This is a genomic window from Pseudomonas fluorescens, from assembly GCF_001307275.1.
Taxonomy (GTDB): Bacteria; Pseudomonadota; Gammaproteobacteria; order Pseudomonadales; family Pseudomonadaceae; genus Aquipseudomonas; species Aquipseudomonas fluorescens_AA.
Window position 1 is genome coordinate 1,656,861 of sequence record NZ_CP012831.1, and the last position, 22,088, is coordinate 1,678,948.

Annotated in this window: 19 protein-coding genes and 1 other RNA gene; 10 read left to right on the forward strand and 10 right to left on the reverse strand. The window is 60.4% G+C overall.

From position 1 onward, the window contains the following. Positions 1-40 precede the first annotated feature (40 nt). The 5 genes from carA to grpE all read right to left on the reverse strand — a co-directional run bounded on the left by carA (position 41) and on the right by grpE (position 6,280). Positions 41-1,177 (reverse strand): glutamine-hydrolyzing carbamoyl-phosphate synthase small subunit, encoded by a 1,137-nt coding sequence (carA, locus tag AO356_RS07495; RefSeq protein WP_053118343.1) that lies wholly within the window; start codon positions 1,175-1,177, stop codon positions 41-43. 255 nt (positions 1,178-1,432) lie between these two features. Then, on the reverse strand, positions 1,433-2,239 hold the full coding sequence (dapB, locus tag AO356_RS07500; protein WP_060739225.1) for a 4-hydroxy-tetrahydrodipicolinate reductase: 807 nt from the start codon (positions 2,237-2,239) through the stop codon (positions 1,433-1,435). Positions 2,240-2,248: 9 nt separating this feature from the next. Next, complete coding sequence (gene dnaJ / locus AO356_RS07505; RefSeq protein WP_060739226.1) at positions 2,249-3,373, reverse strand: molecular chaperone DnaJ; 1,125 nt, start codon at positions 3,371-3,373, stop codon at positions 2,249-2,251. Between the two features lie 322 nt (positions 3,374-3,695). After that, complete coding sequence (gene dnaK / locus AO356_RS07510) at positions 3,696-5,612, reverse strand: molecular chaperone DnaK (protein ID WP_014336568.1); 1,917 nt, start codon at positions 5,610-5,612, stop codon at positions 3,696-3,698. A 101-nt stretch (positions 5,613-5,713) separates the two neighbouring features. Beyond that, entirely contained in the window at positions 5,714-6,280 is a 567-nt protein-coding gene (gene grpE, locus AO356_RS07515; protein ID WP_060739227.1) for a nucleotide exchange factor GrpE, read from the reverse strand. Positions 6,281-6,523: 243 nt separating this feature from the next. Here grpE and recN point away from each other — a divergent pair, with 243 nt between their 5' ends. Beyond that, positions 6,524-8,197: a DNA repair protein RecN gene (gene recN, locus AO356_RS07520; protein ID WP_060739228.1), complete on the forward strand. Its 1,674-nt coding sequence runs from the start codon at positions 6,524-6,526 to the stop codon at positions 8,195-8,197. A gap of 75 nt (positions 8,198-8,272) precedes the next feature. Here recN and fur read toward each other — a convergent pair whose 3' ends face one another. Continuing rightward, positions 8,273-8,677, reverse strand: coding sequence for a ferric iron uptake transcriptional regulator (fur, locus tag AO356_RS07525; RefSeq protein ID WP_003197684.1), 405 nt, complete (start codon positions 8,675-8,677; stop codon positions 8,273-8,275). A gap of 97 nt (positions 8,678-8,774) precedes the next feature. Here fur and AO356_RS07530 point away from each other — a divergent pair, with 97 nt between their 5' ends. After that, positions 8,775-9,302, forward strand: coding sequence for an outer membrane protein assembly factor BamE (locus tag AO356_RS07530; RefSeq protein ID WP_060739229.1), 528 nt, complete (start codon positions 8,775-8,777; stop codon positions 9,300-9,302). A 59-nt stretch (positions 9,303-9,361) separates the two neighbouring features. Here the strand turns inward: AO356_RS07530 and AO356_RS07535 are convergent, their stop codons facing one another. From AO356_RS07535 to AO356_RS07545, 3 genes are read right to left on the reverse strand one after another with little or no spacing between them, the layout of a single operon-like run. Further along, on the reverse strand, positions 9,362-9,664 hold the full coding sequence (locus AO356_RS07535; protein ID WP_060739230.1) for an RnfH family protein: 303 nt from the start codon (positions 9,662-9,664) through the stop codon (positions 9,362-9,364). Beyond that, the gene (locus tag AO356_RS07540; RefSeq protein WP_060739231.1) at positions 9,661-10,104 is read right to left on the reverse strand and encodes a type II toxin-antitoxin system RatA family toxin; all 444 of its coding nucleotides are present in this window, start codon (positions 10,102-10,104) and stop codon (positions 9,661-9,663) included. The genes AO356_RS07535 and AO356_RS07540 overlap by 4 nt, the downstream gene beginning before the upstream one ends. Positions 10,105-10,111: 7 nt before the next feature. Next, a complete protein-coding gene (locus tag AO356_RS07545) occupies positions 10,112-11,515 on the reverse strand; it encodes a sodium-dependent transporter (protein WP_060743081.1) in 1,404 nt (467 codons plus the stop codon). 118 nt (positions 11,516-11,633) lie between these two features. Between AO356_RS07545 and smpB the strand changes: the two genes are divergently transcribed. Further along, positions 11,634-12,116 carry an SsrA-binding protein SmpB gene (smpB, locus tag AO356_RS07550; protein ID WP_042730880.1) on the forward strand — a complete coding sequence of 161 codons (483 nt, stop codon included), beginning with the start codon at positions 11,634-11,636 and terminating at the stop codon, positions 12,114-12,116. Positions 12,117-12,444: 328 nt separating this feature from the next. Here smpB and AO356_RS07555 read toward each other — a convergent pair whose 3' ends face one another. Beyond that, complete coding sequence (locus tag AO356_RS07555) at positions 12,445-13,212, reverse strand: FCD domain-containing protein (protein ID WP_060739232.1); 768 nt, start codon at positions 13,210-13,212, stop codon at positions 12,445-12,447. A 263-nt stretch (positions 13,213-13,475) separates the two neighbouring features. Here AO356_RS07555 and AO356_RS07560 point away from each other — a divergent pair, with 263 nt between their 5' ends. The 7 genes from AO356_RS07560 (at position 13,476) to ssrA (ending at position 22,020) form a co-directional block, all read left to right on the forward strand. After that, a complete protein-coding gene (locus tag AO356_RS07560) occupies positions 13,476-15,170 on the forward strand; it encodes a lactate permease LctP family transporter (RefSeq protein ID WP_060743082.1) in 1,695 nt (564 codons plus the stop codon). 150 nt (positions 15,171-15,320) lie between these two features. Beyond that, the gene (locus AO356_RS07565) at positions 15,321-16,145 is read left to right on the forward strand and encodes a (Fe-S)-binding protein (protein WP_060739233.1); all 825 of its coding nucleotides are present in this window, start codon (positions 15,321-15,323) and stop codon (positions 16,143-16,145) included. Next, on the forward strand, positions 16,142-17,611 hold the full coding sequence (locus tag AO356_RS07570; RefSeq protein WP_060739234.1) for a LutB/LldF family L-lactate oxidation iron-sulfur protein: 1,470 nt from the start codon (positions 16,142-16,144) through the stop codon (positions 17,609-17,611). The genes AO356_RS07565 and AO356_RS07570 overlap by 4 nt, the downstream gene beginning before the upstream one ends. Beyond that, positions 17,608-18,279 carry a LutC/YkgG family protein gene (locus tag AO356_RS07575; protein WP_060739235.1) on the forward strand — a complete coding sequence of 224 codons (672 nt, stop codon included), beginning with the start codon at positions 17,608-17,610 and terminating at the stop codon, positions 18,277-18,279. The genes AO356_RS07570 and AO356_RS07575 overlap by 4 nt, the downstream gene beginning before the upstream one ends. Beyond that, a complete protein-coding gene (locus AO356_RS07580; protein WP_060739236.1) occupies positions 18,276-21,143 on the forward strand; it encodes an FAD-binding and (Fe-S)-binding domain-containing protein in 2,868 nt (955 codons plus the stop codon). Before AO356_RS07575 ends, AO356_RS07580 begins: the two co-directional genes overlap by 4 nt. A 96-nt stretch (positions 21,144-21,239) precedes the next feature. Next, the gene (locus tag AO356_RS07585) at positions 21,240-21,527 is read left to right on the forward strand and encodes a hypothetical protein (protein WP_060739237.1); all 288 of its coding nucleotides are present in this window, start codon (positions 21,240-21,242) and stop codon (positions 21,525-21,527) included. Positions 21,528-21,623: 96 nt separating this feature from the next. After that, positions 21,624-22,020, forward strand: a transfer-messenger RNA (tmRNA) gene (ssrA, locus tag AO356_RS07590). Positions 22,021-22,088 lie beyond the last annotated feature (68 nt).

A 22,088-nucleotide genomic window follows, 5' to 3' on the forward strand; every position in this document is an offset into this window, starting at 1 on the left:
GGGGCCGCCGCATTCGGGGCCGCCCTCGGGCTTCACGCGGTCAGCGTCGCTTGGCCATCTCGTTGATGAAGCGATCGAACAGCGGCGCCACATCGTTCGGGCCCGGGCTCGCTTCAGGGTGGCCCTGGAAGCTGAACGCGCTCTTGTCGGTACGCTCGATACCTTGCAGCGTGCCGTCGAACAGCGACTTGTGAATCGCACGCACGTTGGCCGGCAGGGTCGCCTCATCCACCGCAAAACCGTGGTTCTGGCTGGTGATCATCACCACGCCGGTATCCAGGTCCTGCACCGGGTGGTTGGCACCGTGGTGGCCGTGGCCCATTTTCAAGGTCTTGGCGCCAGAAGCGAGGGCCAGCAACTGGTGACCGAGGCAGATACCGAACACCGGGATCTCGGTTTCCAGCACGTCCTTGATCGCCTGGATCGCGTAGTCGCAAGGCTCCGGGTCACCCGGGCCGTTGGACAGGAACACGCCATCAGGCTTGAGGGCCAGGACATCGGCGGCCGGGGTCTGGGCCGGTACCACGGTGACGCGGCAGCCACGCTCGACCAGCATGCGCAGGATGTTCAGCTTGACGCCGTAGTCGTACGCCACCACGTGGTAGGGCAGCTCGGAAGCCTCGATCGTCGCGTGACTGTCGGTCTTCAGGTCCCAGACCGTGGAGCGCCATTCGTACTGTTTCTGGGTGCTGACGACTTTCGCCAGGTCCATGCCCTTGAGGCCAGGGAAGCCCTGGGCCGCGGCAATGGCGGCTTCTTCGGAAATGTTATCGCCAGCCATGATGCAGCCGTTCTGCGCGCCTTTTTCCCGAAGGATGCGGGTCAGGCGGCGCGTGTCGATACCGGCGATCGCCACGACGTTGTTGGCTTTCAGGTAATCGGACAAGGACATCGTGTTACGCCAGTTGCTCGCTACCAGCGGCAAGTCACGGATGACCAGGCCGGCGGACCAGACACGATCGGACTCGGCGTCTTCCGGCGTGGTGCCGGTGTTGCCGATGTGCGGGTAAGTCAGGGTAACGATTTGCTGGGCGTAGGAAGGATCGGTAAGAATTTCCTGATAGCCGGTCATTGCGGTGTTAAACACCACCTCACCAACGGTCTGACCGTCGGCTCCAATGGCTTCGCCGCGAAAAATGCTGCCATCAGCAAGGGCGAGTATGGCTGGCTTAGTCAAGAAGACCTCCCGTAAATAAAGCCTGAAAGGGCGATCGCAGGTTGTAAAAAAGCGGAGTGACGTATGGACACGTCACCCCGCTTGTTCACTGAATTATTCTGCGCGCTTTTAGTGGACACACTAAAGCTGTAGCTTACAGAAAAAGGCTTTTTTGGTCCACCGCTAATGAGCCTTAAAGGCAGGGGAATGCGACAGGCCGTCGCGAAGCGGTGTAAAACGGGGCGCAGTATAACCTGAACCCCGCCTTCAATGGCATCAACGCAGGTCGAGAACGTCCTGCATGTCGTACAAGCCAGGCTCGCGGCCATCCAGCCACAGCGCGGCACGTACAGCGCCCTTGGCGAAGGTCATCCGGCTGGATGCCTTGTGGGTGATCTCCAGGCGCTCGCCTTCAGTGGCGAACAATACCGTGTGATCACCTACCACATCACCACCGCGCACAGTGGCGAAACCGATGGTGTCGCGCTCGCGAGCACCGGTATGCCCTTCACGCCCATATACGGCGACTTTCTGCAGATCACGCCCCAGCGCATCGGCAATCACTTCACCCATGCGCAAGGCCGTTCCCGAAGGTGCGTCGATCTTGTGCCGGTGATGCGCCTCGATGATTTCGATATCGGCATCATCACCCAAGACCCGGGCCGCCATGTCCAGCAGCTTCAGCGACAGGTTCACGCCCACGCTGAAGTTCGCCGCGAACACGATTGCGATGTCGTTGCCCGCCTCGGCCAGCAGTTGCTTTTGCGCAGCATCCAGCCCCGTGGTGCCAATCACCATGGCCTTGCCATGCTTGCGGCAGATCGCGAGGTTTTTCAACATCACGTCCGGCAGGGTGAAGTCGATCAGCACATCGAACTCGTCCAGCACCTTCTCCAGGCCGCCGGACATCGGCACACCGATACGCCCCAGCGAAGCCAGCTCGCCAGCATCGGCGCCCACCAGCGTACTGTCGGGCCGCACGATGGCCGCTGTCAGGCCGGAGAGCGGCGAGCGCTGCTGCACCGCCTCGACCAGTGCCTTGCCCATGCGCCCCGCAGCGCCCATCACAGCTATACGTCGCATGCGAACTCCTTACAGGTCGCCGAAGAAGCGCTTGACGCCTTCGAACCAACCGGTGGTTTTCGGCGAGTGACTGTTGTCATCCGCCAGCGTGCCGCGGAACTCTTCCAACAATTCACGCTGACGCCGACTCAGGTTGACCGGCGTCTCCACCGCCACACGGCACATCAGGTCACCCGCACCACCGCCGCGCACCGGCGCGACGCCTTTGCCACGAATCCGGAACTGCTTGCCGGTCTGCGTGCCCTCGGGAATTTTCAGCTTGACGCGACCGTCGAGGGTCGGGATCTCGAGCTCGCCACCCAAGGCCGCGTCGACGAAGCTGATCGGCACTTCGCAGAACAGGTGCTTGCCGTCGCGCTGGAAAATCGCATGCTCGCGCACGTTGATGACCACATACAGGTCGCCAGTCGGACCACCCTGGGCACCCGCCTCGCCTTCGCCGGACAGGCGAATGCGGTCACCGGTGTCGACACCGGCCGGCACTTTGACCGACAGCGTCTTGTACTCTTCGACACGCCCTTCGCCATGGCAGGAGTCGCACGGGTCGGAAATGATCTTGCCTTGGCCATGGCAACGCGGGCAGGTCTGCTGGACCGAGAAGAAGCCCTGCTGCATGCGAACCTGGCCGATGCCGCCGCAAGTCGGGCAGGTCACGGGCGAGGAGCCCTTCTTTGCACCCGAGCCATCGCACGGCTTGCAGTTGACCAATGTCGGCACACGGATATTGACGGTGGTACCGCGTACCGCTTCTTCCAGGTTCAGCTCCAAGGTGTAGCGCAAGTCGCTGCCGCGCTGGGCGCCACCACGGGCACCGCCACGTCCACCACCGAAGAAATCGCTGAACACGTCGCCGAAAATATCGGAGAAGTTCTGGCCGCCAAAACCGGCACCGCCGCCGCCCATGCTCGGGTCGACACCGGCATGCCCGTACTGGTCGTAGGCCGCGCGCTTGCTGGAATCGGACAGAACCTCGTAAGCCTCGTTGGCTTCCTTGAACATCTCTTCCGACGCTTTATCGCCGGGATTACGGTCCGGGTGGTGCTTCATCGCCAGGCGACGGTAGGCCTTTTTCAGCTCTGCCTCGCTGGCCCCCCGCTCGACACCCAATACTTCGTAAAAATCACGCTTCGCCATTAGTCTTTGCACTCTTATAGGACGTCCGGCAAACCTCTCCTGAACCTTGCCAAACTCGTTGAGCCCCAATACAGGCCCGGACCCAACTCACGTCAATTCAACGATCCTGGTCTTTAAATATTTCAGCCAGGGCCCCGGCCAAAACGCAGTGCTCATTGCCGGAAAGCAGGAGCATTCCCGAACGCACCGCCAACATCCGAACACTGTCGCATGCTGTAAAAATTCCCTAGCTCCAGACACGCCAACGCGGGAGCAAGCCCCCGCGCGGCGACATCCTACCAGCCACCGCACAAATGCAGTCAACCGGCCGACCAACAAGCAGTTACTTGTGGTCTTTCACTTCTTCGAACTCGGCGTCCACGACGTCGTCGGCTTTTTCGGCCGATTCGCCCTGGGCAGCCGCGCCTTCAGCGGGCTGAGCCTGCTCGGCGTACATCTTCTGAGCCACTGGCGCGGAGACCTTGGACAGCTCTTCGATCTTCGCCTCGATGGCCGCCTTGTCGTCGCCTTTTACAGCGGCTTCCAGGGCAACCACGGCCGCTTCGATGGCGGTTTTCTCTTCCGCGGTCACTTTCTCGCCAGCATCAGCGATCATCTTGCGGGTCGAGTGCACCAGGGCATCGCCCTGGTTACGGGCACTGGCCAGCTCTTCGAACTTGCGGTCTTCCTCGGCGTTGACTTCAGCATCGCGAACCATCTGCTGAATTTCTTCCTCGGACAGGCCGGAGTTGGCCTTGATCACGATCGACTGAGTCTTGCCAGTGGCCTTGTCTTTCGCGCCGACGTGCAGGATGCCGTTGGCGTCGATGTCGAAGGTCACTTCGATTTGTGGCACGCCACGTGGTGCTGGTGGAATCTCGGCCAAGTCGAACTTGCCCAGGGATTTGTTCTGGGCAGCCTGCTTGCGCTCACCCTGCAGCACGTGGATGGTCACGGCGCCCTGGTTGTCGTCAGCCGTCGAGAACACCTGGGATTTCTTGGTAGGAATCGTGGTGTTTTTCTCGATCAGCGCGGTCATCACGCCGCCCATGGTTTCGATACCCAGGGTCAGCGGGCTGACGTCGAGCAGCAGAACGTCCTTCACGTCACCGGCCAGAACAGCGCCCTGGATGGCAGCGCCCATGGCAACGGCTTCGTCCGGGTTCACGTCCTTGCGGGCTTCTTTGCCGAAGAAGTCGGTCACGAGCTTCTGAACCAGCGGCATACGGGTCTGGCCGCCCACCAGGATCACGTCGTTGATCGAACCAACGTCGATACCGGCGTCTTTCATGGCGATACGGCAAGGTTCGATGGTGCGCTGAACCAGGTCTTCCACCAGCGCTTCGAGCTTGGCGCGGGAGATTTTTACGTTCAGGTGCTTAGGACCGGTGGCGTCTGCGGTGATGTACGGCAGGTTCACGTCGGTCGACTGGCTCGAGGACAGTTCGATCTTGGCTTTTTCAGCGGCTTCTTTCAGGCGCTGCATGGCCAGCGGGTCACCCTTGAGGTTCATGCCGCTTTCTTTCTTGAACTCGTCGACGAGGTAGTCGATCAGGCGGATGTCGAAGTCTTCACCACCGAGGAACGTGTCACCGTTGGTGGCCAGTACTTCGAACTGGTGCTCGCCGTCGACTTCAGCGATCTCGATCACGGAGACGTCGAAGGTACCGCCACCCAGGTCGTAGACGATCACGGTGTGATCGCCCTTGGCCTTGTCCATACCGTAGGCCAGAGCGGCCGCGGTCGGTTCGTTGATGATACGTTTTACGTCCAGGCCCGCGATGCGGCCGGCGTCTTTGGTCGCCTGGCGCTGGCTGTCGTTGAAATAGGCTGGAACCGTGATGACCGCCTCGGTCACCGCTTCGCCGAGGTAGTCTTCGGCGGTTTTCTTCATTTTCTTGAGGATTTCAGCCGAGATCTGTGGCGGTGCCATTTTCTGGCCGTTCACTTCAACCCAGGCGTCGCCGTTGTCAGCCTTGGCGATTTTGTAAGGCACCATCTTGATGTCTTTCTGAACGACTTCTTCGTCGAACTTGCGACCGATCAGACGCTTCACCGCGTACAGGGTGTTATGCGGATTGGTCACTGCCTGACGCTTGGCCGACTGGCCAACCAGAATTTCGCCATCATTGGCGTACGCGATGATCGACGGCGTGGTACGCGCGCCTTCAGCGTTTTCAATAACCTTGGCCTTGCCGTTTTCCAGCACGGAGACGCACGAGTTGGTGGTCCCCAGGTCGATACCGATAATCTTGCCCATGTTAACTCTCCCGGAACTTGGATTTGGTTGCCGCAGCAGTGGTGGCTAACTGCGGTAGCACTTAAACGCTTGACTTATAGATGGGGCCGCTGCGCCCGATTTCAAGCCTGCTCATCAATAGAAGGCGAAACCGGTGCCGGCGCCTTGCTGACCACGACCATGGCCGGGCGCAGCAGACGGCCGTTAAGCAGATAGCCCTTCTGGAAAACCTTCAAGACACTGTTTGGCTCGACGTCGGCACTTTCCTGCATCGCCATGGCCTGGTGATGTTCGGCGTTGAAGGGCTCGCCATGAGGATCAAGGGCTTCGAGCTGATAACGCTTGAGGGTGTCCTGGAACATTTTCAGGGTCAGCTCGATGCCTTCACGCATCGGACGGATGTTTTCGTCGTCCGGGTTGGACAGCTCCAGGCCGCGCTCCAGGCTGTCGATGATCGGCAGCAGGTCGCCGGCAAAACGCTCCAGGGCGAATTTATGGGCCTTTTCTACATCTTGCTCGGCGCGACGGCGGACATTCTGCAGGTCGGCGGCTACACGCAACGCCTGATCCTGCGCACCGGCCAGTTGCTCCTCGAGCACTTGTACACGTGCCGCCAGGTCTTCACCGGAATCCTGGGAAGCCTGATTGGCGTCTAGATTTTGCGTGTCCTGCGTCTGTTCGTCAGCCATAGAGATTTCTCCTTTCAACTTCGTCCGCGAGCTCGACTCGCGCTTCTGCCCCGGTATATGGGGCCGGGTTTTCCAGCTTCAAGGGCCAACTGACGAATTAACCTTACAAAAAGCAGCTGCATAATCATTCCTCGCGGCGCTAAGAAAATCACTTTCCCAAGCAAATCGAGCTAAGCGCGGGCATTGTCAGGCCGAAACAAAACACTGTATAAATAACCAGACCTAAAGCCTGGGAGCGGCCTTATGCTGGTGCACCTGTCCGTACACAACTACGCCATCGTCGAACATCTCGACCTCGAACTCGATCGAGGCATGAGCGTGATCACCGGTGAAACCGGCGCGGGCAAGTCGATCATGCTCGACGCCCTGGGCCTGACGCTGGGTGACCGCGCCGACAGCGGCGTGGTGCGCCCCGGAGCGGACAAGGCCGACATCCTGGCGACGTTCGACCTGGTCGACATCCCCGAGGCCTGCGCCTGGCTGGCCGAACGCGACCTGGACACCGAAGGCCTGTGCATCCTGCGCCGGGTCATCACCGCCGAAGGCCGCTCCCGAGGCTACATCAACGGCACGCCCTGCCCCCTGGGCGATCTCAAGGCCCTCGGCGAACTGCTGATCGACATCCACAGCCAGCATGAACACCAATCCCTGCTCAAGACCGATACCCATCGTCGCCTGCTGGATGAATACGCCGGCGCCACCGACCTGGCCCGGCAAGTCCAACTGGCCGCCCAACGCTGGCGCCAGACTCGGCAGGAACTCGACCGCCTTTCCAACTCCGGCGACGAACAGCGTGCCCGTCACCAGCTATTGAGCTACCAGCTCGAAGAACTGGAGAACCTGTCCCTGGGCGAAAATGAACTGGAAGAACTGGAGCAGGAACACAAGAACCTGACCAACGCCGAAACCCTGCTGGGCATCTGCCGACAGGTGGTCGAACAATGCAGCGAGAGTGATTCGGGCAATGTGCTCAATGCCCTGACAGCGAGCCTGAACCGACTCTCCAGCGTGAACAATTCGGTGGGTTCCCTGAACGAAGCGACCAACCTGCTGACGAGCGCGCAGATCCAGGTCGAGGAAGCCGTTGGGGAACTGAACCGTTTCCTCGATCATTTCGATGCCGACCCGGCGCGCCTGCAGTACCTGGAAGAGCGCCTGGACACCATCTATACGCTGGCACGCAAGCACCGCATCCAGCCAACCGACGTTGCCGAACTCCAGCAGCGCCTGCTGGAAGAACTGGAAACCCTGAACGCCAACGATGAATCCATCGAGCGCCTGGGGGACGAACTGGCTTCTTATGCCCGTCATTACCAGGAAAAGGCCAAGGAGCTCAGTGAACTGCGGCGCCAGGCCGCGACAGGGCTGGCCAGTGCCGTGGAGCAGGAGATCCAGCGCCTGGGCATGCCGGGTGGACGCTTCACCATCGAGTTGCGCCCCAACGCCGGTGACGAGCTCCAACCCAATGGATTGGAACAGGTGGAACTGCTGGTCAGCGCCAACCCCGGGCAACCGCTCAAGGGCCTGGCCAAAGTCGCCTCCGGCGGTGAGTTGTCGCGAATCAGCCTGGCTATCCAGGTCATCACCGCGCAGACCTCTCGGGTGCCAACACTGGTATTCGACGAAGTGGACGTGGGCATCGGTGGTCCAACCGCGGAAATTGTCGGCCAGTTGCTGCGCCGACTGGGGGAACGCGGCCAGGTGCTGACCGTCACTCACCTGCCCCAGGTCGCCGCCCAGGGACACCAGCATTTATTCGTGCACAAAGTGCGTGGCGAGGACGCGACTCGCACCGCCGTGTCCAAACTCAACAAAAACGAGCGAGTGGAGGAGGTGGCGCGAATGCTCGGGGGTATCGACCTCACCAAGGAATCCCTGGCCCACGCGAAAAAAATGGTCGTTACCGCCAAAATCTGAGAGCGACAGAAAGCACGAAGGCGACCCTGGGGTCGCCTTCGTTCGTTTCGCGAACCTCAAGTCCGCGCGACATGCTTACTTTTTCTTGCGTACGTACAGCACAAGATTGTGATCAACCATCTCGAAACCATACTTGTCGACGATTGCTTTCTGCAGCCGCTCGATTTCTTCGTCGAAGAATTCGATGACTTCACTGGTCTCGACGTTGACCATATGGTCGTGATGCTTGCCATCGTCCAGTTCGAAGACCGCATGGCCTCCGTCGAAGTTGTGTCGCACCACAAGGCCAGCTGCCTCGAACTGGGTCAGAACACGGTAAACCGTGGCCAGACCGACGTCCTCGCCAGCCTCCATAAGCGCCTTGTAGACATCCTCGGCACTCATGTGGCGTTGCTCTGCGGAATCGAGCATTTGTAGAATCTTGACCCGTGGCAGGGTCACTTTGAGGCCGGCTTTGCGTAGTTCGCTATTTTCAACCATGGTCAGCTTTCTCGCGATGCTGCTTCGCAGCTTCTCTTAATGCGGGTATGATCGGCGTTTACGTTGTCCCAGCCAAGATAGTGGAAGTCGCCCACCGATGCAAAACACCAAGCTCTTGCTAACCAGTTTCACCTTTGTGGGACTGCTCGCACTCGCCGGTTGTTCATTCCCCGGGGTTTACAAAATCGACATCCAGCAGGGCAATGTCGTCACGCAGGACATGATAGACCAGTTACGCCCGGGAATGACCCGCCGGCAAGTACGGTTTATCATGGGTAACCCTCTGCTGACCGACACGTTCCATGCCGATCGCTGGGATTATCTGTACAGCTTGCAGCCTGGCGGCGGTGAGCGCCAACAGGAACGCATCAGCGTTATCTTCAGTCCTGACGACCAACTTGTCAGCTTGTCGGGCGATTTCATGCCTGGCGTGAGCCGCGACGAGGCCATCATGGGCAAGGACAGCGGCACCACCGTGACCGATCCGACCCAGAACGCCGAACAGCCGAAACCGGAAAAACCGGTCAAGCCAGGTTCGTTGCTGGACCAGATCCAGAAGGACGTGGACAAAGTCGAGACCGTACCGGTCCCGACACCAGAGCCGCTGGACACCTCGCCGCAATAAATTGCGACATGAAAAAACCCGGCATGCCGGGTTTTTTATTGCCTGCCATTCAAGCCAGGTTATTGCTCCGATTGTCGCGCCTGGGCAGCCTTGGCCGCGCGCAGGCGACGAATTTCCTTCGGATCAGCCAACAAAGGTCGATAAATCTCCAATCGATCCGCCGCTTGCACCACTTGATTAGCCGGATCGGCAACCACCTTGCCAAAAATCCCCACCGGGCACGTCGCCAGGTCCAGCTCCGGGAATGCATCGGCAATCCCCGAGCCCAGCAGTGCCGCGCGAACACTGGTGCCTTCCTGCACCATGCACGTGCGCAAGACCTGGCGGTCCACCGCGGCATACACCACTTCTATCTCAATCAACGCTTGAGCTCTGCATTCTGCTTGGCCCGCTGGCAGAACGCGTCAACCAGCGTATTGGCGGCCTGATTGAACAGCGGCCCCAACGTCGCTCGCACCAGCGGGCCGGCGTAGTCGAACGACAGGTCCAGGCTGATCTTGCAGGCCTTCTCACCCAACGGCTTGAACACCCAGACGCCGTGGAGCTGGTTGAAGGGCCCCTCTTCCAGGTTCATTTCGATGGACTGCCCCGGCACCAGCGTATTACGCGTGACGAAGCGCTGGCTCAAGCCACTCTTGGCAATGTTGAGGCTGGCGCGCATCTGGGTTTCGGAGCTTTCCAGCACCTCGGCGGATGAGCACCACGGCAAGAACTCCGGGTAGCTCGCCACGTCGTTGACCAGGTCATACAGCGCCTGCGCCGGGTAGGGCAGCAAGGCCGAGCGTTGAATATGTGTCGTCATGTAAGCGTCACTTCCACAGCTGGGCGGCAAACACTACGAGAATGCCGATGGGCGCCACATAGCGCATCAAGAACAGGCTCAAGGCAAACAATACCGGGCTGCGCAGCGACAGTTCATCACGCACCGCATCGCGCCCCATGACCCATCCTGCAAACACCACGAAACACAAACCACCCAATGGCAGCATGATCCGAGATGTGAAGAAATCAATCACGCCGAAGAAATCCAGCCCTCCGGTCGCCCCCCACTGATAGAGATGGAACAGCCCGCCTTCGTTCACGAAAAACTTCGCTTGCTTCCATATATTGAAGGAAAACACCGTACCCAGGCCGACAAACCAGCAAGTGAAAGCCAGCCAGAACGTCACCCAGGCGCGGCTGATGCGGGTCCGCTCGACCAAGTAAGCCACCATGGGTTCCAACAGGGAAATGGCCGAACTCCAGGCCGCGATGGCCACCAGCACAAAAAACACCACGCCCATCACTTGGCCGAAAGCCATGCTGCCGAAGGCGAAGGGCAGGCTGACAAACATCAACCCCGGCCCCTCACTGGGGTTCAGGCCTGCGGCGAACACAATCGGAAACAATGCCACACCCGCCAGCAGCGACACGAAAGTGTCCAGCAGCGCGACGCCAAAGACGGTTCGGGTCAGGGAGGCGTTCTTGGGCATGTAGGCGCCGTAGATCATGATCGAACCGACCCCGACGCTCAGGGAGAAAAACGCATGTCCCATGGCCGGCAGCAGGCCGTCCAGGACTTTCTCCGGCTGGAAGTCGAACATGAAATGCACGCCTTCCATGAAATGCCCGGTGGTCATGCTGTAGCCCAGCAGCACCAGGATCATCACGAACAGCAACGGCATCATGATCCGCAGGCTGCGCTCGAGTCCGGCCACCACGCCCCGGGCAATCACCACCGCCGAGAGGACCATGAAGATCGTGTGCCAAAGGGTCAGCCTCCAGGGATCGGCGATCACATTGCCGAAGTAGGCGCCCACCTGATCCGGCGTGGCCCCTTGGAAATCCCCACGCCCCATGTCGATGATGTAGTCCAGGGACCAGCCACCGACCACGCTATAGAAAGACAGGATCAACAGCGCCGTGATCATCCCGGCGAAGGCGCCCCACGACCACTTGGTCGAGTGTCCCGCCTCCACCGCCAGTACCTTCAGGGCATTGGCCGGGCTTTGCCGGGCCCGACGCCCGATCAGAGTCTCGGCCAGCATCACCGGTGCGCCGATCAGCGCGATGCACGCCAGGAACATCAATACGAAGGCGCCGCCACCGTAGACGCCGACCATGTACGGAAACTTCCAGATACTACCCAGCCCCACGGCAGAACCGGTCGCCGCGAGTATGAAGACCCAGCGGCTAGCCCAACTGCCGTGGACAGAAACCTTGTCTGTCGACATCGTGATCACGCCCAAGCGTTCAAAAAAGAGGCCGCATTGTCCGGGATTCACTCAACGTGCTCAAGCACGCAGGTTCACCGTAGCCGACACGCCCGCAACTGCCTATAATGCCGCCCCTATGGCTAAACAGAAGAAACACCCCACAGGGACCATCGCGCAAAATAAAAAGGCGCGACACGATTACTTCATCGAACAGCGTTTCGAGGCTGGCATGGTCCTGGCCGGCTGGGAAGTAAAGAGCTTGCGTGCCGGCAAGGCGCAACTGGTCGACAGCTACGTGCTGCTCAAGGACGGCGAGGCCTGGCTGCTGGGCAGTCATATCACGCCGCTGACCACCGCCAGCACCCACGTGATTGCCGACCCGGTGCGCTCGCGCAAGCTGCTGCTCAACAAGCGCGAGCTGGAAAAGCTCTTCGCCTCCGTGCAGCAGAAGGGCTACACCTGCGTCTGCACGTCGTTGTACTGGAGCAAGCACCTGATCAAGTGCGAAATTGCCCTGGGCAAGGGCAAGAAGGAGTACGACAAGCGCGATACCGAACGCGAACGCGACGCCGGCCGCGAGCTGCAGCGTGCGGTGCGCAACAAGGGCAAGGAAGACTGATTCTTTCGTCCTTGGGACCGCTATCGCGAGCAAGCTCGCTCCCACAGGATCACGGCGATACGCAAACCCTGCGTTCACCGAAGATCCAATTGTGGGAGCGAGCTTGCTCGCGATGGCGTCGACTCATTCAACATTGATGGGTCAGACCGACCGCTTTCGCGAGCAAGCTCGCTCCCACAGGATCGCGGCGATACGCAAACCCTGCGTTCACCAAAGATCCAATTGTGGGAGCGAGCTTGCTCGCGATGGCGTCGACTCATTCAACATTGATGGGTCAGACTGACCGCATTCGCGAGCAAGCTCGCTCCCACAGGCTTCGCAAGCACGCTCACATCCCCTTGCGCCGCTCCGCCCGCGCCACCCGCTGCACTTCCTGGCGCACCTCCTCCAAGACTTCCTGCACATACAAGATATGTCGGCTGGACACTTCCCGCGCCTGTTCGGCATGCCCTTCCATAATGGCCTGGTACAACTCCCGATGCTGGCTGATCAGCATGTCGCGGGTTTCACTGCGCTGCTTGTACATGCCGCCGATGTTGGTGACGACGTTGCGCTTGAGCAGGTCGAACAAGCCCCGAATGGTGTGCAGCAAGACTGCGTTATGACTGGCCTCGGCGATCGCCAGATGGAACCGGGCATCTGCCGCGCCCTCCTCCGCCCGGCTGACCTCGTCGTGGCGCGAGTAACAATCCTGCAGCTCGCCGAAGGCTGCCGTCAGCCGCTCGCGATCCACATCCGTGGCCCGTTGTGCCGCGTAGTACGCACAGGACGCCTCCAGGGTGTGACGGAACTCCAGCAAGTCACGTTGCGCTTCGGGATTGCTTTCCAGCAGTTGCAGCAGCGGATCGCTGAATGTCGAGCCCAGTGACTCGACGACATAGTTACCGCCGCCCTGGCGACTGACGAGCAAGCCCTTGGCGGCCAGTTTCTGGATCGCCTCGCGCAACGAAGGACGTGACACGCCGAACTGTTCGGCCAGGGTCCGTTCGGCCGGCAGGCGCTCGCCGGACTTCAGCGTGCCCTCAAGGATCATGCCTTCAAGCCGCTCGACAATATCGTCAGACAAACGGCGCTGACGAATCTGATCAAACCCCATAACTCAATTCTCCACGATCCCGACGGCTCGCCGGGCTCTCTATTCTGGCCCATCCGGGCCGTACCTACACCCACCAAAAGCCATTTGTTCGAACGGATCAGATGCCCTCTGCACCGCTTATTCGACGAAAGTTTCAGGGCGGCAAATTGACACACGACAACCAAGGCTTTTACCCTAGCCAACAGCGCTTGTAAATTGGTATTACCAATTAACCAAATCCGCTGATCAGTGCCTGACCAACAACAATTAGGGGCCCACCCATGATGCAAACCTGGCAACAGCTCTACAGCCCGCTCGGCAGCCTCGGCTTGTCCGCACTCGCGGCCGTTATTCCCATCGTATTTTTCTTCCTGGCCTTGGCGGTGTTTCGCCTCAAGGGCCATGTGGCCGGCAGCATCACCTTGGCCCTGGCGATTGCCGTGGCGATTTTCGCGTTCAACATGCCCGCCGACATGGCCTTCGCCGCCGCCGGCTATGGCTTTGCCTACGGCCTGTGGCCCATCGCCTGGATCATCGTCGCCGCGGTGTTTCTCTACAAACTGACCGTCAAGAGCGGCCAGTTCGAGGTGATTCGCAGCTCGGTGCTGTCGATTACCGATGACCAACGCCTGCAAGTGCTGTTGATCGGTTTCTGCTTCGGCGCATTCCTGGAAGGTGCCGCCGGCTTCGGCGCACCGGTGGCGATCACCGCCGCGCTGCTGGTCGGCCTGGGCTTCAACCCCCTGTACGCCGCGGGCCTGTGCCTGATCGCCAACACGGCCCCGGTGGCGTTCGGCGCCCTGGGCATTCCGATCATCGTGGCCGGCCAGGTCACCGGAATCGATGCCTTCAAGATCGGCGCCATGACCGGTCGCCAACTGCCCCTGTTGTCGCTGTTCGTACCGTTCTGGCTGGTGTTCATGATGGACGGCCTGCGCGGCGTGCGGGAAACCTGGCCAGCAGCGCTGGTGGCCGGCTTGAGTTTCGCCATCACCCAGTACTTCACCTCCAACTTCATCGGCCCGGAACTGCCGGACATCACCTCGGCCCTGGCCAGCCTGATTTCCCTGACCCTGTTCCTGAAAGTCTGGCAGCCCAAGCGCACCGCCGGCGCCCAGATTGCCGGGGCGACGTCCAGCGCAACGGTCACCGCCAGCGTCGGCGGTTTCGGCCAGCCGCGCAGCACCGTGGCTTCGCCCTACAGCCTGGGGGAAATCATCAAGGCCTGGTCGCCGTTCCTGATCCTGACCGTGCTGGTGACGATCTGGACCCTCAAGCCGTTCAAGGCCATGTTCGCCGCGGGCGGCTCGATGTACGGCTGGGTGTTCAACTTCGCCATCCCGCACCTGGACCAGATGGTGATCAAGGTCGCCCCCATCGTGATCAACCCCACCGCCATCCCGGCTGTGTTCAAGCTTGATCCGATTTCCGCCACCGGCACGGCGATTTTCTTCTCCGCACTGATCTCGATGCTGGTACTGAAGATCAACATCAAAACTGGTCTTACCACTTTTAAAGAGACGCTTTTCGAACTGCGCTGGCCGATCCTGTCCATCGGCATGGTGCTGGCCTTCGCCTTCGTCACCAACTACTCGGGCATGTCGTCGACCATGGCCCTGGTGTTGGCCGGCACGGGCGCAGCGTTCCCGTTCTTCTCGCCGTTCCTGGGTTGGCTGGGCGTGTTCCTGACCGGTTCCGATACCTCGTCCAACGCGCTGTTCAGCTCGTTGCAAGCCACCACCGCGCACCAGATCGGCGTCAACGACACCTTGCTGGTAGCGGCGAACACCAGCGGCGGCGTGACCGGCAAGATGATTTCGCCACAATCGATCGCGGTGGCCTGCGCGGCGACCGGGCTGGTGGGCAAGGAATCGGATCTGTTCCGTTTCACCCTCAAACACAGCCTATTCTTTGCAACGATTGTCGGCCTGATCACGTTGGCCCAGGCCTACTGGTTTACCGGCATGCTGGTTCATTAAGTCCTACACGCGATACTGGAAAAACCGACGCCGAACCGTGATTCGGCGTCTGCTATTCACAACCGGGTCTGCAAGGCTGCTGAAAGATTTCCTGGCTATATTCAGCAGCCTCAGCGGACGGATAACCGGGACCACCCGGAGACACGCCTGATGAGCGAGCTTTTTTACAACGCCGTACCGAACGCGACCCGTGTCGCCCCGCCCTTGCCCGAACCTCGGCAATACCCCAGCGAGAAGCCGCGTCGGGTCTACCTGTTCGGCACATGCGTGGTGGACCTGTTCTATCCCGAAGCCGGGATGGATGCGATTCATCTGCTGGAACGCGAAGGGATCCGGGTGGACTACCCGCAAGGGCAAAGTTGCTGCGGACAACCGGCCTACACCTCGGGGTACACCGAGCAGGCGCGGACGGTGGCACGGGCGCAACTGGCCCTGTTTGCCGAAGACTATCCGGTGGTGGTGCCCTCGGGTTCCTGCGCCGGCATGTTGCGCGAGCATTACGCCGACCTGTTCAAGGACGAGCCGGAGACCCTCAAACAGGTGCAGGCCCTGGCGGCCCGGACCTATGAACTGGCCGAGTTCCTGCTGTTGGTCTGCAAGGTGCAGTTGAACGACAGCGGCGAGCCGGTGAAGGTCGCGCTGCATACGTCTTGCTCGGCACGGCGTGAGATGAATACCCACTTGCACGGCCGCGCGTTGTTGGCGCAGTTGCGTAATGTGGAGCGAGTCGAACACAGCCACGAAAGCGAGTGCTGTGGGTTTGGTGGGACGTTCAGTGTTCGCATGCCGGATATTTCCGGCGCGATGGTGGCCGACAAGACCCGGGCGCTGAAGGAATCCGGCGCACATCAGGTCCTCAGCGCCGACTGCGGTTGCTTGATGAACATCAACGGCGCATTGGAAAAACAGCAGGAGGCGTTGCGCGGCAAGCACCTGGCAAGCTTCCTCTGGCAGCGTACCGGAGGTGCCGCATGAGCACGCCGACGCTGATCCCCACCGTTGAAGTACCGGTTGAGGCGCAGGAAGATTTTCGCGCCCGGGCCCACAAGGCCCTGGACGACACGCAACTGCGAAACAACTTTCGCAGCGCGATGGATTCACTGATGACCAAGCGGGCAGCGTCCTTCAGCGATGCCCACGAAAGAGAACACCTGCGGGTGCTGGGCAATGCCGTCCGCGCCCGTGCGCTATCCAAGCTGCCCGACCTGCTCGAGCAACTGGAAACCAACCTGACCCGCAACGGTGTGAACGTGCACTGGGCGGAGACGGTGGACGAAGCCAATGGCATCGTCCTCTCGATCATCCGCGCTCACGAGGCGCGGCAAGTGATCAAGGGCAAATCGATGGTCAGCGAAGAGATGGAGATGAACCATTTCCTCGAGGCTCGGGACATTGAATGTCTCGAATCCGACATGGGGGAATACATCGTCCAGCTCGACCACGAGAAGCCTTCACACATCATTATGCCGGCGATCCACAAGAATGCCGGTCAGGTCGCGTCCTTGTTCCACGACAAACTCGGCGTGGAGTACACCAAGGACGTCGACCAACTCATTCAGATCGGTCGCAAGGTATTGCGGCAGAAATTCTTCGAAGCCGACATCGGCGTCTCCGGCGTCAACTTCGCCGTCGCCGAAACCGGCACGCTGCTGCTGGTGGAAAACGAAGGCAATGGGCGGATGTCCACCACCGTGCCGCCGGTGCACATCGCCGTGACCGGTATTGAAAAGGTGGTGGAGAACCTGCGCGATGTCGTGCCACTGCTCTCGCTGCTGACCCGCTCGGCCCTCGGCCAGCCCATCACGACCTACGTCAACATGATCTCCGGGCCACGCAAGGCCGATGAGCTGGACGGTCCCCAGGAAGTCCACCTGGTCCTGCTCGATAACGGCCGCAGCCAGGCGTTTGCCGACAGCGAACTGCGCCAGACGCTGAACTGCATTCGCTGCGGCGCCTGTATGAATCATTGCCCGGTCTATACCCGAATCGGCGGCCATGCCTACGGCGAGGTGTACCCGGGGCCTATCGGAAAAATCATCACGCCGCACATGGTCGGCCTGGCCAAGGTGCCGGACCACCCGAGCGCCTCTTCGCTGTGCGGCGCCTGCGGTGAAGTGTGTCCGGTGAAGATTCCGATCCCCGCGCTGCTGCGGCGGCTGCGGGAAGAAAACGTCAAGGCGCCGGACAGCCCGAACCAGGTGATGCGCGGCCAGGGCAGCAAATACTCGCCCAAGGAGCGTTTCATCTGGAATGCCTGGGCCTGGCTCAACAGCTCGCCGCGGCTGTACCGACTGTTCGGGTTCCTCGCCACGCGCCTGCGCGCCCTGACACCGAAAAACCTCGGCCCATGGACCCAGAACCACAGCGCCCCCCAACCCGCCGCCCGCTCATTGCATGACCTGGCTCGCGAACACCTGAATCAGCAGGGAGGCCGCCGATGAGCGCCAAGAACAATATCCTCGCCAAGCTGCGTAAAAGCCTGACGGGCACCACGCCGGTTGCCGACAATTTCGATGTCGAACTGGTGACGCAAACCTATCGCTATGCGCCCGAGGAACGTATCCCGCAATTGCGCAAGCTGATGGAGGCGGTACACACGGAAATCCATCTGACTTCCGAGGAAGGCTGGCCGGCCCTGCTCGCGCAATTACTGCGCGACCGTCAATTGCCGAGCCTGCTCATCGCCCCGACCACCGCACACGGGAAAAAAATCGCACAGTTCTGGGTGAACAATCCGGACCTGCCAACTCTCAAGGCTTACGACCGACCGATAGAAGAATGGAAAGCCGAGTTGTTCAACGACACCCCGGCCAGCCTCACGGGAACCCTCGGCGCTATTGCCGCCACCGGCAGCCTGATTCTGTGGCCAACGCGGGAAGAGCCACGGCTGATGAGCCTGGTGCCACCGGTGCATTTCGCCCTGCTCAAGGCCAGCGAGATCCGCGACAACTTTTATGAAGTGCAACAGGAATTCGAGTGGGCCCAAGGCATGCCCACCAATGCCCTGCTGGTGTCCGGCCCGTCGAAAACCGCCGACATCGAACAAGTCCTGGCCTATGGCGCCCATGGTCCGAAGGATCTGGTGGTCTTGATTCTGGAGGACCAATGACCCTTCCGGCCCCTTTCCTGCGCGACGTCCAACAGCTGATCCCACAGAAGCGACGTTTCGACGATCCCTTGTCGACCTTGGCCTTCGGCACCGACGCCAGTTTCTATCGGCTGATTCCGAAACTGGTGGTACGCGTCGAGTCCGAAGATGAAGTGATTGCCCTGCTGAAACTGGCCCAACGGGACCAGGTCCCTGTCACGTTCCGCGCCGCCGGCACCAGCCTGTCCGGCCAAGCCATCAGCGACTCGGTACTGATTGTGCTGGGGGATAACTGGAACGGTCGCGAGATTCGCGAACAAGGCACGCAGATTCGTTTGCAGCCCGGCGTGATCGGCGCCCAGGCCAACGCCTGGCTGGCTCCGTTCGGGCGCAAGATCGGCCCTGATCCGGCGTCGATCAACGCCTGCAAGATCGGCGGCATCGTCGCCAATAACGCCAGCGGCATGTGCTGCGGCACCGCGCAGAACACCTATCACACCCTGGCCGGCATCCGCCTGGTACTGGCCGATGGCACACGCCTGGACACCGAAGACGACAACAGCGTGGCGGCTTTTCGTACAAGCCATGGCGAACTGTTGGAACGCCTAGCCACCCTCGGTCGCGAAACCCGCGCCAACACCGAATTGGCCGCTCGAATTCGCCACAAATACCGTCTGAAAAATACCACCGGCCTGTCACTCAATGCCCTGGTGGATTTCGACGAGCCTGTGGATATCTTGAGCCACCTGTTGGTGGGCTCCGAAGGCACCCTCGGCTTCATCAGTGCGGTGACCTACAACACCGTCATCGACCATCCGAACAAGGCTTCGGCGCTGATCGTATTCCCGGATGTGGAAACCTGCTGCAACGCCGTCACCGTGCTGAAAAGCCAGCCGGTATCGGCCGTGGAACTGCTGGACCGCCGCAGCCTGCGCTCGGTGCAGGACAAACCGGGCATGCCGGACTTCGTACAGCATCTGTCGATAAATGCCTGCGCCCTGCTGATCGAATCCCGCGCGGCTTCATCGTCGTTACTACAGGAACAGCTGGCCCGGATCATGACCTCCCTGGCCGGCTTCCCGGTGGAAAAACAGGTCGACTTTACCGAAGACCCACGGGAAAACGCCCGGCTCTGGGCGATCCGCAAAGACACCTTTCCAGCCGTGGGGGCGGTACGCAAAACCGGGACCACGGTGATCATCGAAGACGTGACCTTTCCGGTGGAGCAACTGGCCCTCGGCGTGAACCGCCTGATCGAGTTGTTCGACAAACATCACTACGACGAAGCGATCCTTTTCGGACACGCGCTGGAAGGCAATCTGCACTTCGTCTTCACCCAGGGCTTCAACAGCGCCGAAGAAGTCGCACGCTACCAGGCGTTCATGGATGACGTGGCGCACTTGGTGGCCGTGGAATTCGGCGGCTCGCTGAAAGCCGAACACGGCACCGGGCGCAACATGGCGCCGTTCGTCGAGCTGGAATGGGGCAGTGATGCCTACCAGTTGATGTGGCAGCTCAAACGACTGCTCGACCCCAATGGCATCCTCAACCCGGACGTGGTGCTCAGCGAAGATCCGCAGATCCACCTCAAGCACCTCAAACCGCTGCCGGCCGCCGATGAGATCGTGGACAAGTGCATCGAATGCGGCTTCTGCGAGCCGGTGTGCCCGTCCAAAGACCTGACCTTGAGCCCGCGCCAGCGCATCGTCATCTGGCGGGACATCCAGGCGAAAAAACGCGCCGGCACGGACACCACCGAACTGGAACGTGCCTACCAATACCAGGGCATCGACACCTGCGCCGCCACGGGCCTGTGTGCGCAACGTTGCCCGGTAGGCATCAATACCGGCGAGCTGGTGAAAAAACTGCGCAGCCGCGACGCGACGAAGACGAAAACCGCCAACTGGATTGAAGGAAATTTCGCCACCACGCTGCAAGGCGCACGCTTTGCCCTGCACGTCGCCAACGGTGCGCGCATGCTGCTGGGCGCCCCCCGCCTGGCGAAACTGTCGGCTTCGTTGACGCGACTGTCCAAAGGCCAGGTCCCACAGTGGACCAACGCCATGCCGCAGCCGGAAAAGGCCATCCGTTTCAGCCCCACCGTGTCGGACGAACGCCCGCGCGTGGTGTACCTGGCGGCTTGCGTGTCGCGGGTCATGGGCCCGACGGCGGCGGACAAGGAGCAGATGTCGCTGTACGACAAAACCCGCAGCCTGCTGGAAAAGGCCGGCTACCAGGTGGTCTTTCCAGACAATGTGGACAGCCTCTGCTGCGGCCAACCCTTTGCTTCCAAAGGCTACACAGAACAGGCCGAGCACAAGCGCCAGGAACTGATCGGTGCCTTGCTGCATGCCAGTCGCGGCGGGCTCGACCCCATCTACTGCGACACCAGCCCCTGCACGCTACGGTTGGTCCAGGACCTTGGTGACGTGCGCCTGGACCTGTACGACCCGGTGCGCTTCATCCGTACCCATTTGATGGAGCGTCTCGACTTCATCCCCCAGGAGGCGCCCATCGCCGTGCACGTCACCTGCAGCACGCAGCACCTCGGCGAAAGCCAGGCGCTGATCGACCTGGCGCGCAAATGCAGTAAAAACGTGGTCATCCCCGAAGGCATACATTGCTGCGGTTTCGCCGGCGACAAGGGCTTCACCACACCCGAGCTGAACGCCCACTCGCTGCGAACCCTCAAGGACGCGGTTCAATACTGCACCGAGGGCATTTCCACCAGCCGTACGTGTGAGATCGGTCTGACGCGTCATAGCGAAATCGACTACCACGGATTGGTGTATCTGGTGGACCGGGTGACACGCTCCAAAACCGCCACCATGGAAGGAGGGTCTCCGGTATCAGTTAAAAAATCGAATTCCTGCGATTCGTTGTAGTCACTTGAATAGGCCCGGTTCCGCTGGGCCATCTACCGACTCGGCCCGGCCGCGACTGTCCAGCGGCACCGAGACCATACGTTTAAGGAGATACACATGAAGCGCACCGCACTTGCTGGCTTGTTCATTTCCGCTGCGATGTTGGCCTCTCCGGTGTTTGCAGGGAGCCAGGATGACCTTTGCAAAATCAATCTGCAAAAGATCAGCGACGCCAAAGTCAGCACCGAGCAAATGAGCGAAGGTCTGAAGACCGACATCGACGCCACCGTTGGACAAGCCAAGGCTGAGCATGCCAAAGGCACCAAAGAAGGCACCGAAAATTGCATCTCGTTGACCAATCAGGCCATCCAGAAGCTACAGAACAACACCAAAGGCGGCCAGTGACACCGCAGTTGGCCAACCTTCGGGTTGGCCTCAGACGCGGATTGGCGTACACTGCACATGCCTGCCGCTCCAACAGCTTCATGGAGCGACAGGTTCGGGGCCGTTTAGGATTCGACGCCGGTTGCGAAACTTTAGGTGCATGCCGAGTTGGTAACAGAACTCGTAAATCCACTGTTGCAACTTCTATAGTTGCCAATGACGAAAACTACGGCCAGGAATTCGCTATCGCTGCGTAAGCAGCCTTAGATCCTGAGCTTCTGGTACCTTCGGGTCCAGCAATCATTAGGGGATGTCCGTAAACCCAAAGTGATTGTCATATAGAACGGAATCGCCGTGCAGTACGTTGTGGACGAAGCGGCTAAAACTTACACAACTCGCCCAAAGCACCCTGCCCGTCGGGTCGCTGAGGGTTAACTTAATAGACACGGCTACGCATGTAGTACCGACAGCAGAGTACTGGCGGACGGGGGTTCAAATCCCCCCGGCTCCACCACTTCAACATCTAAAGACGTCCACGGACGTCTTTTTTTGTGCCTGAAACCCAGTAAATACGGGGCTTTC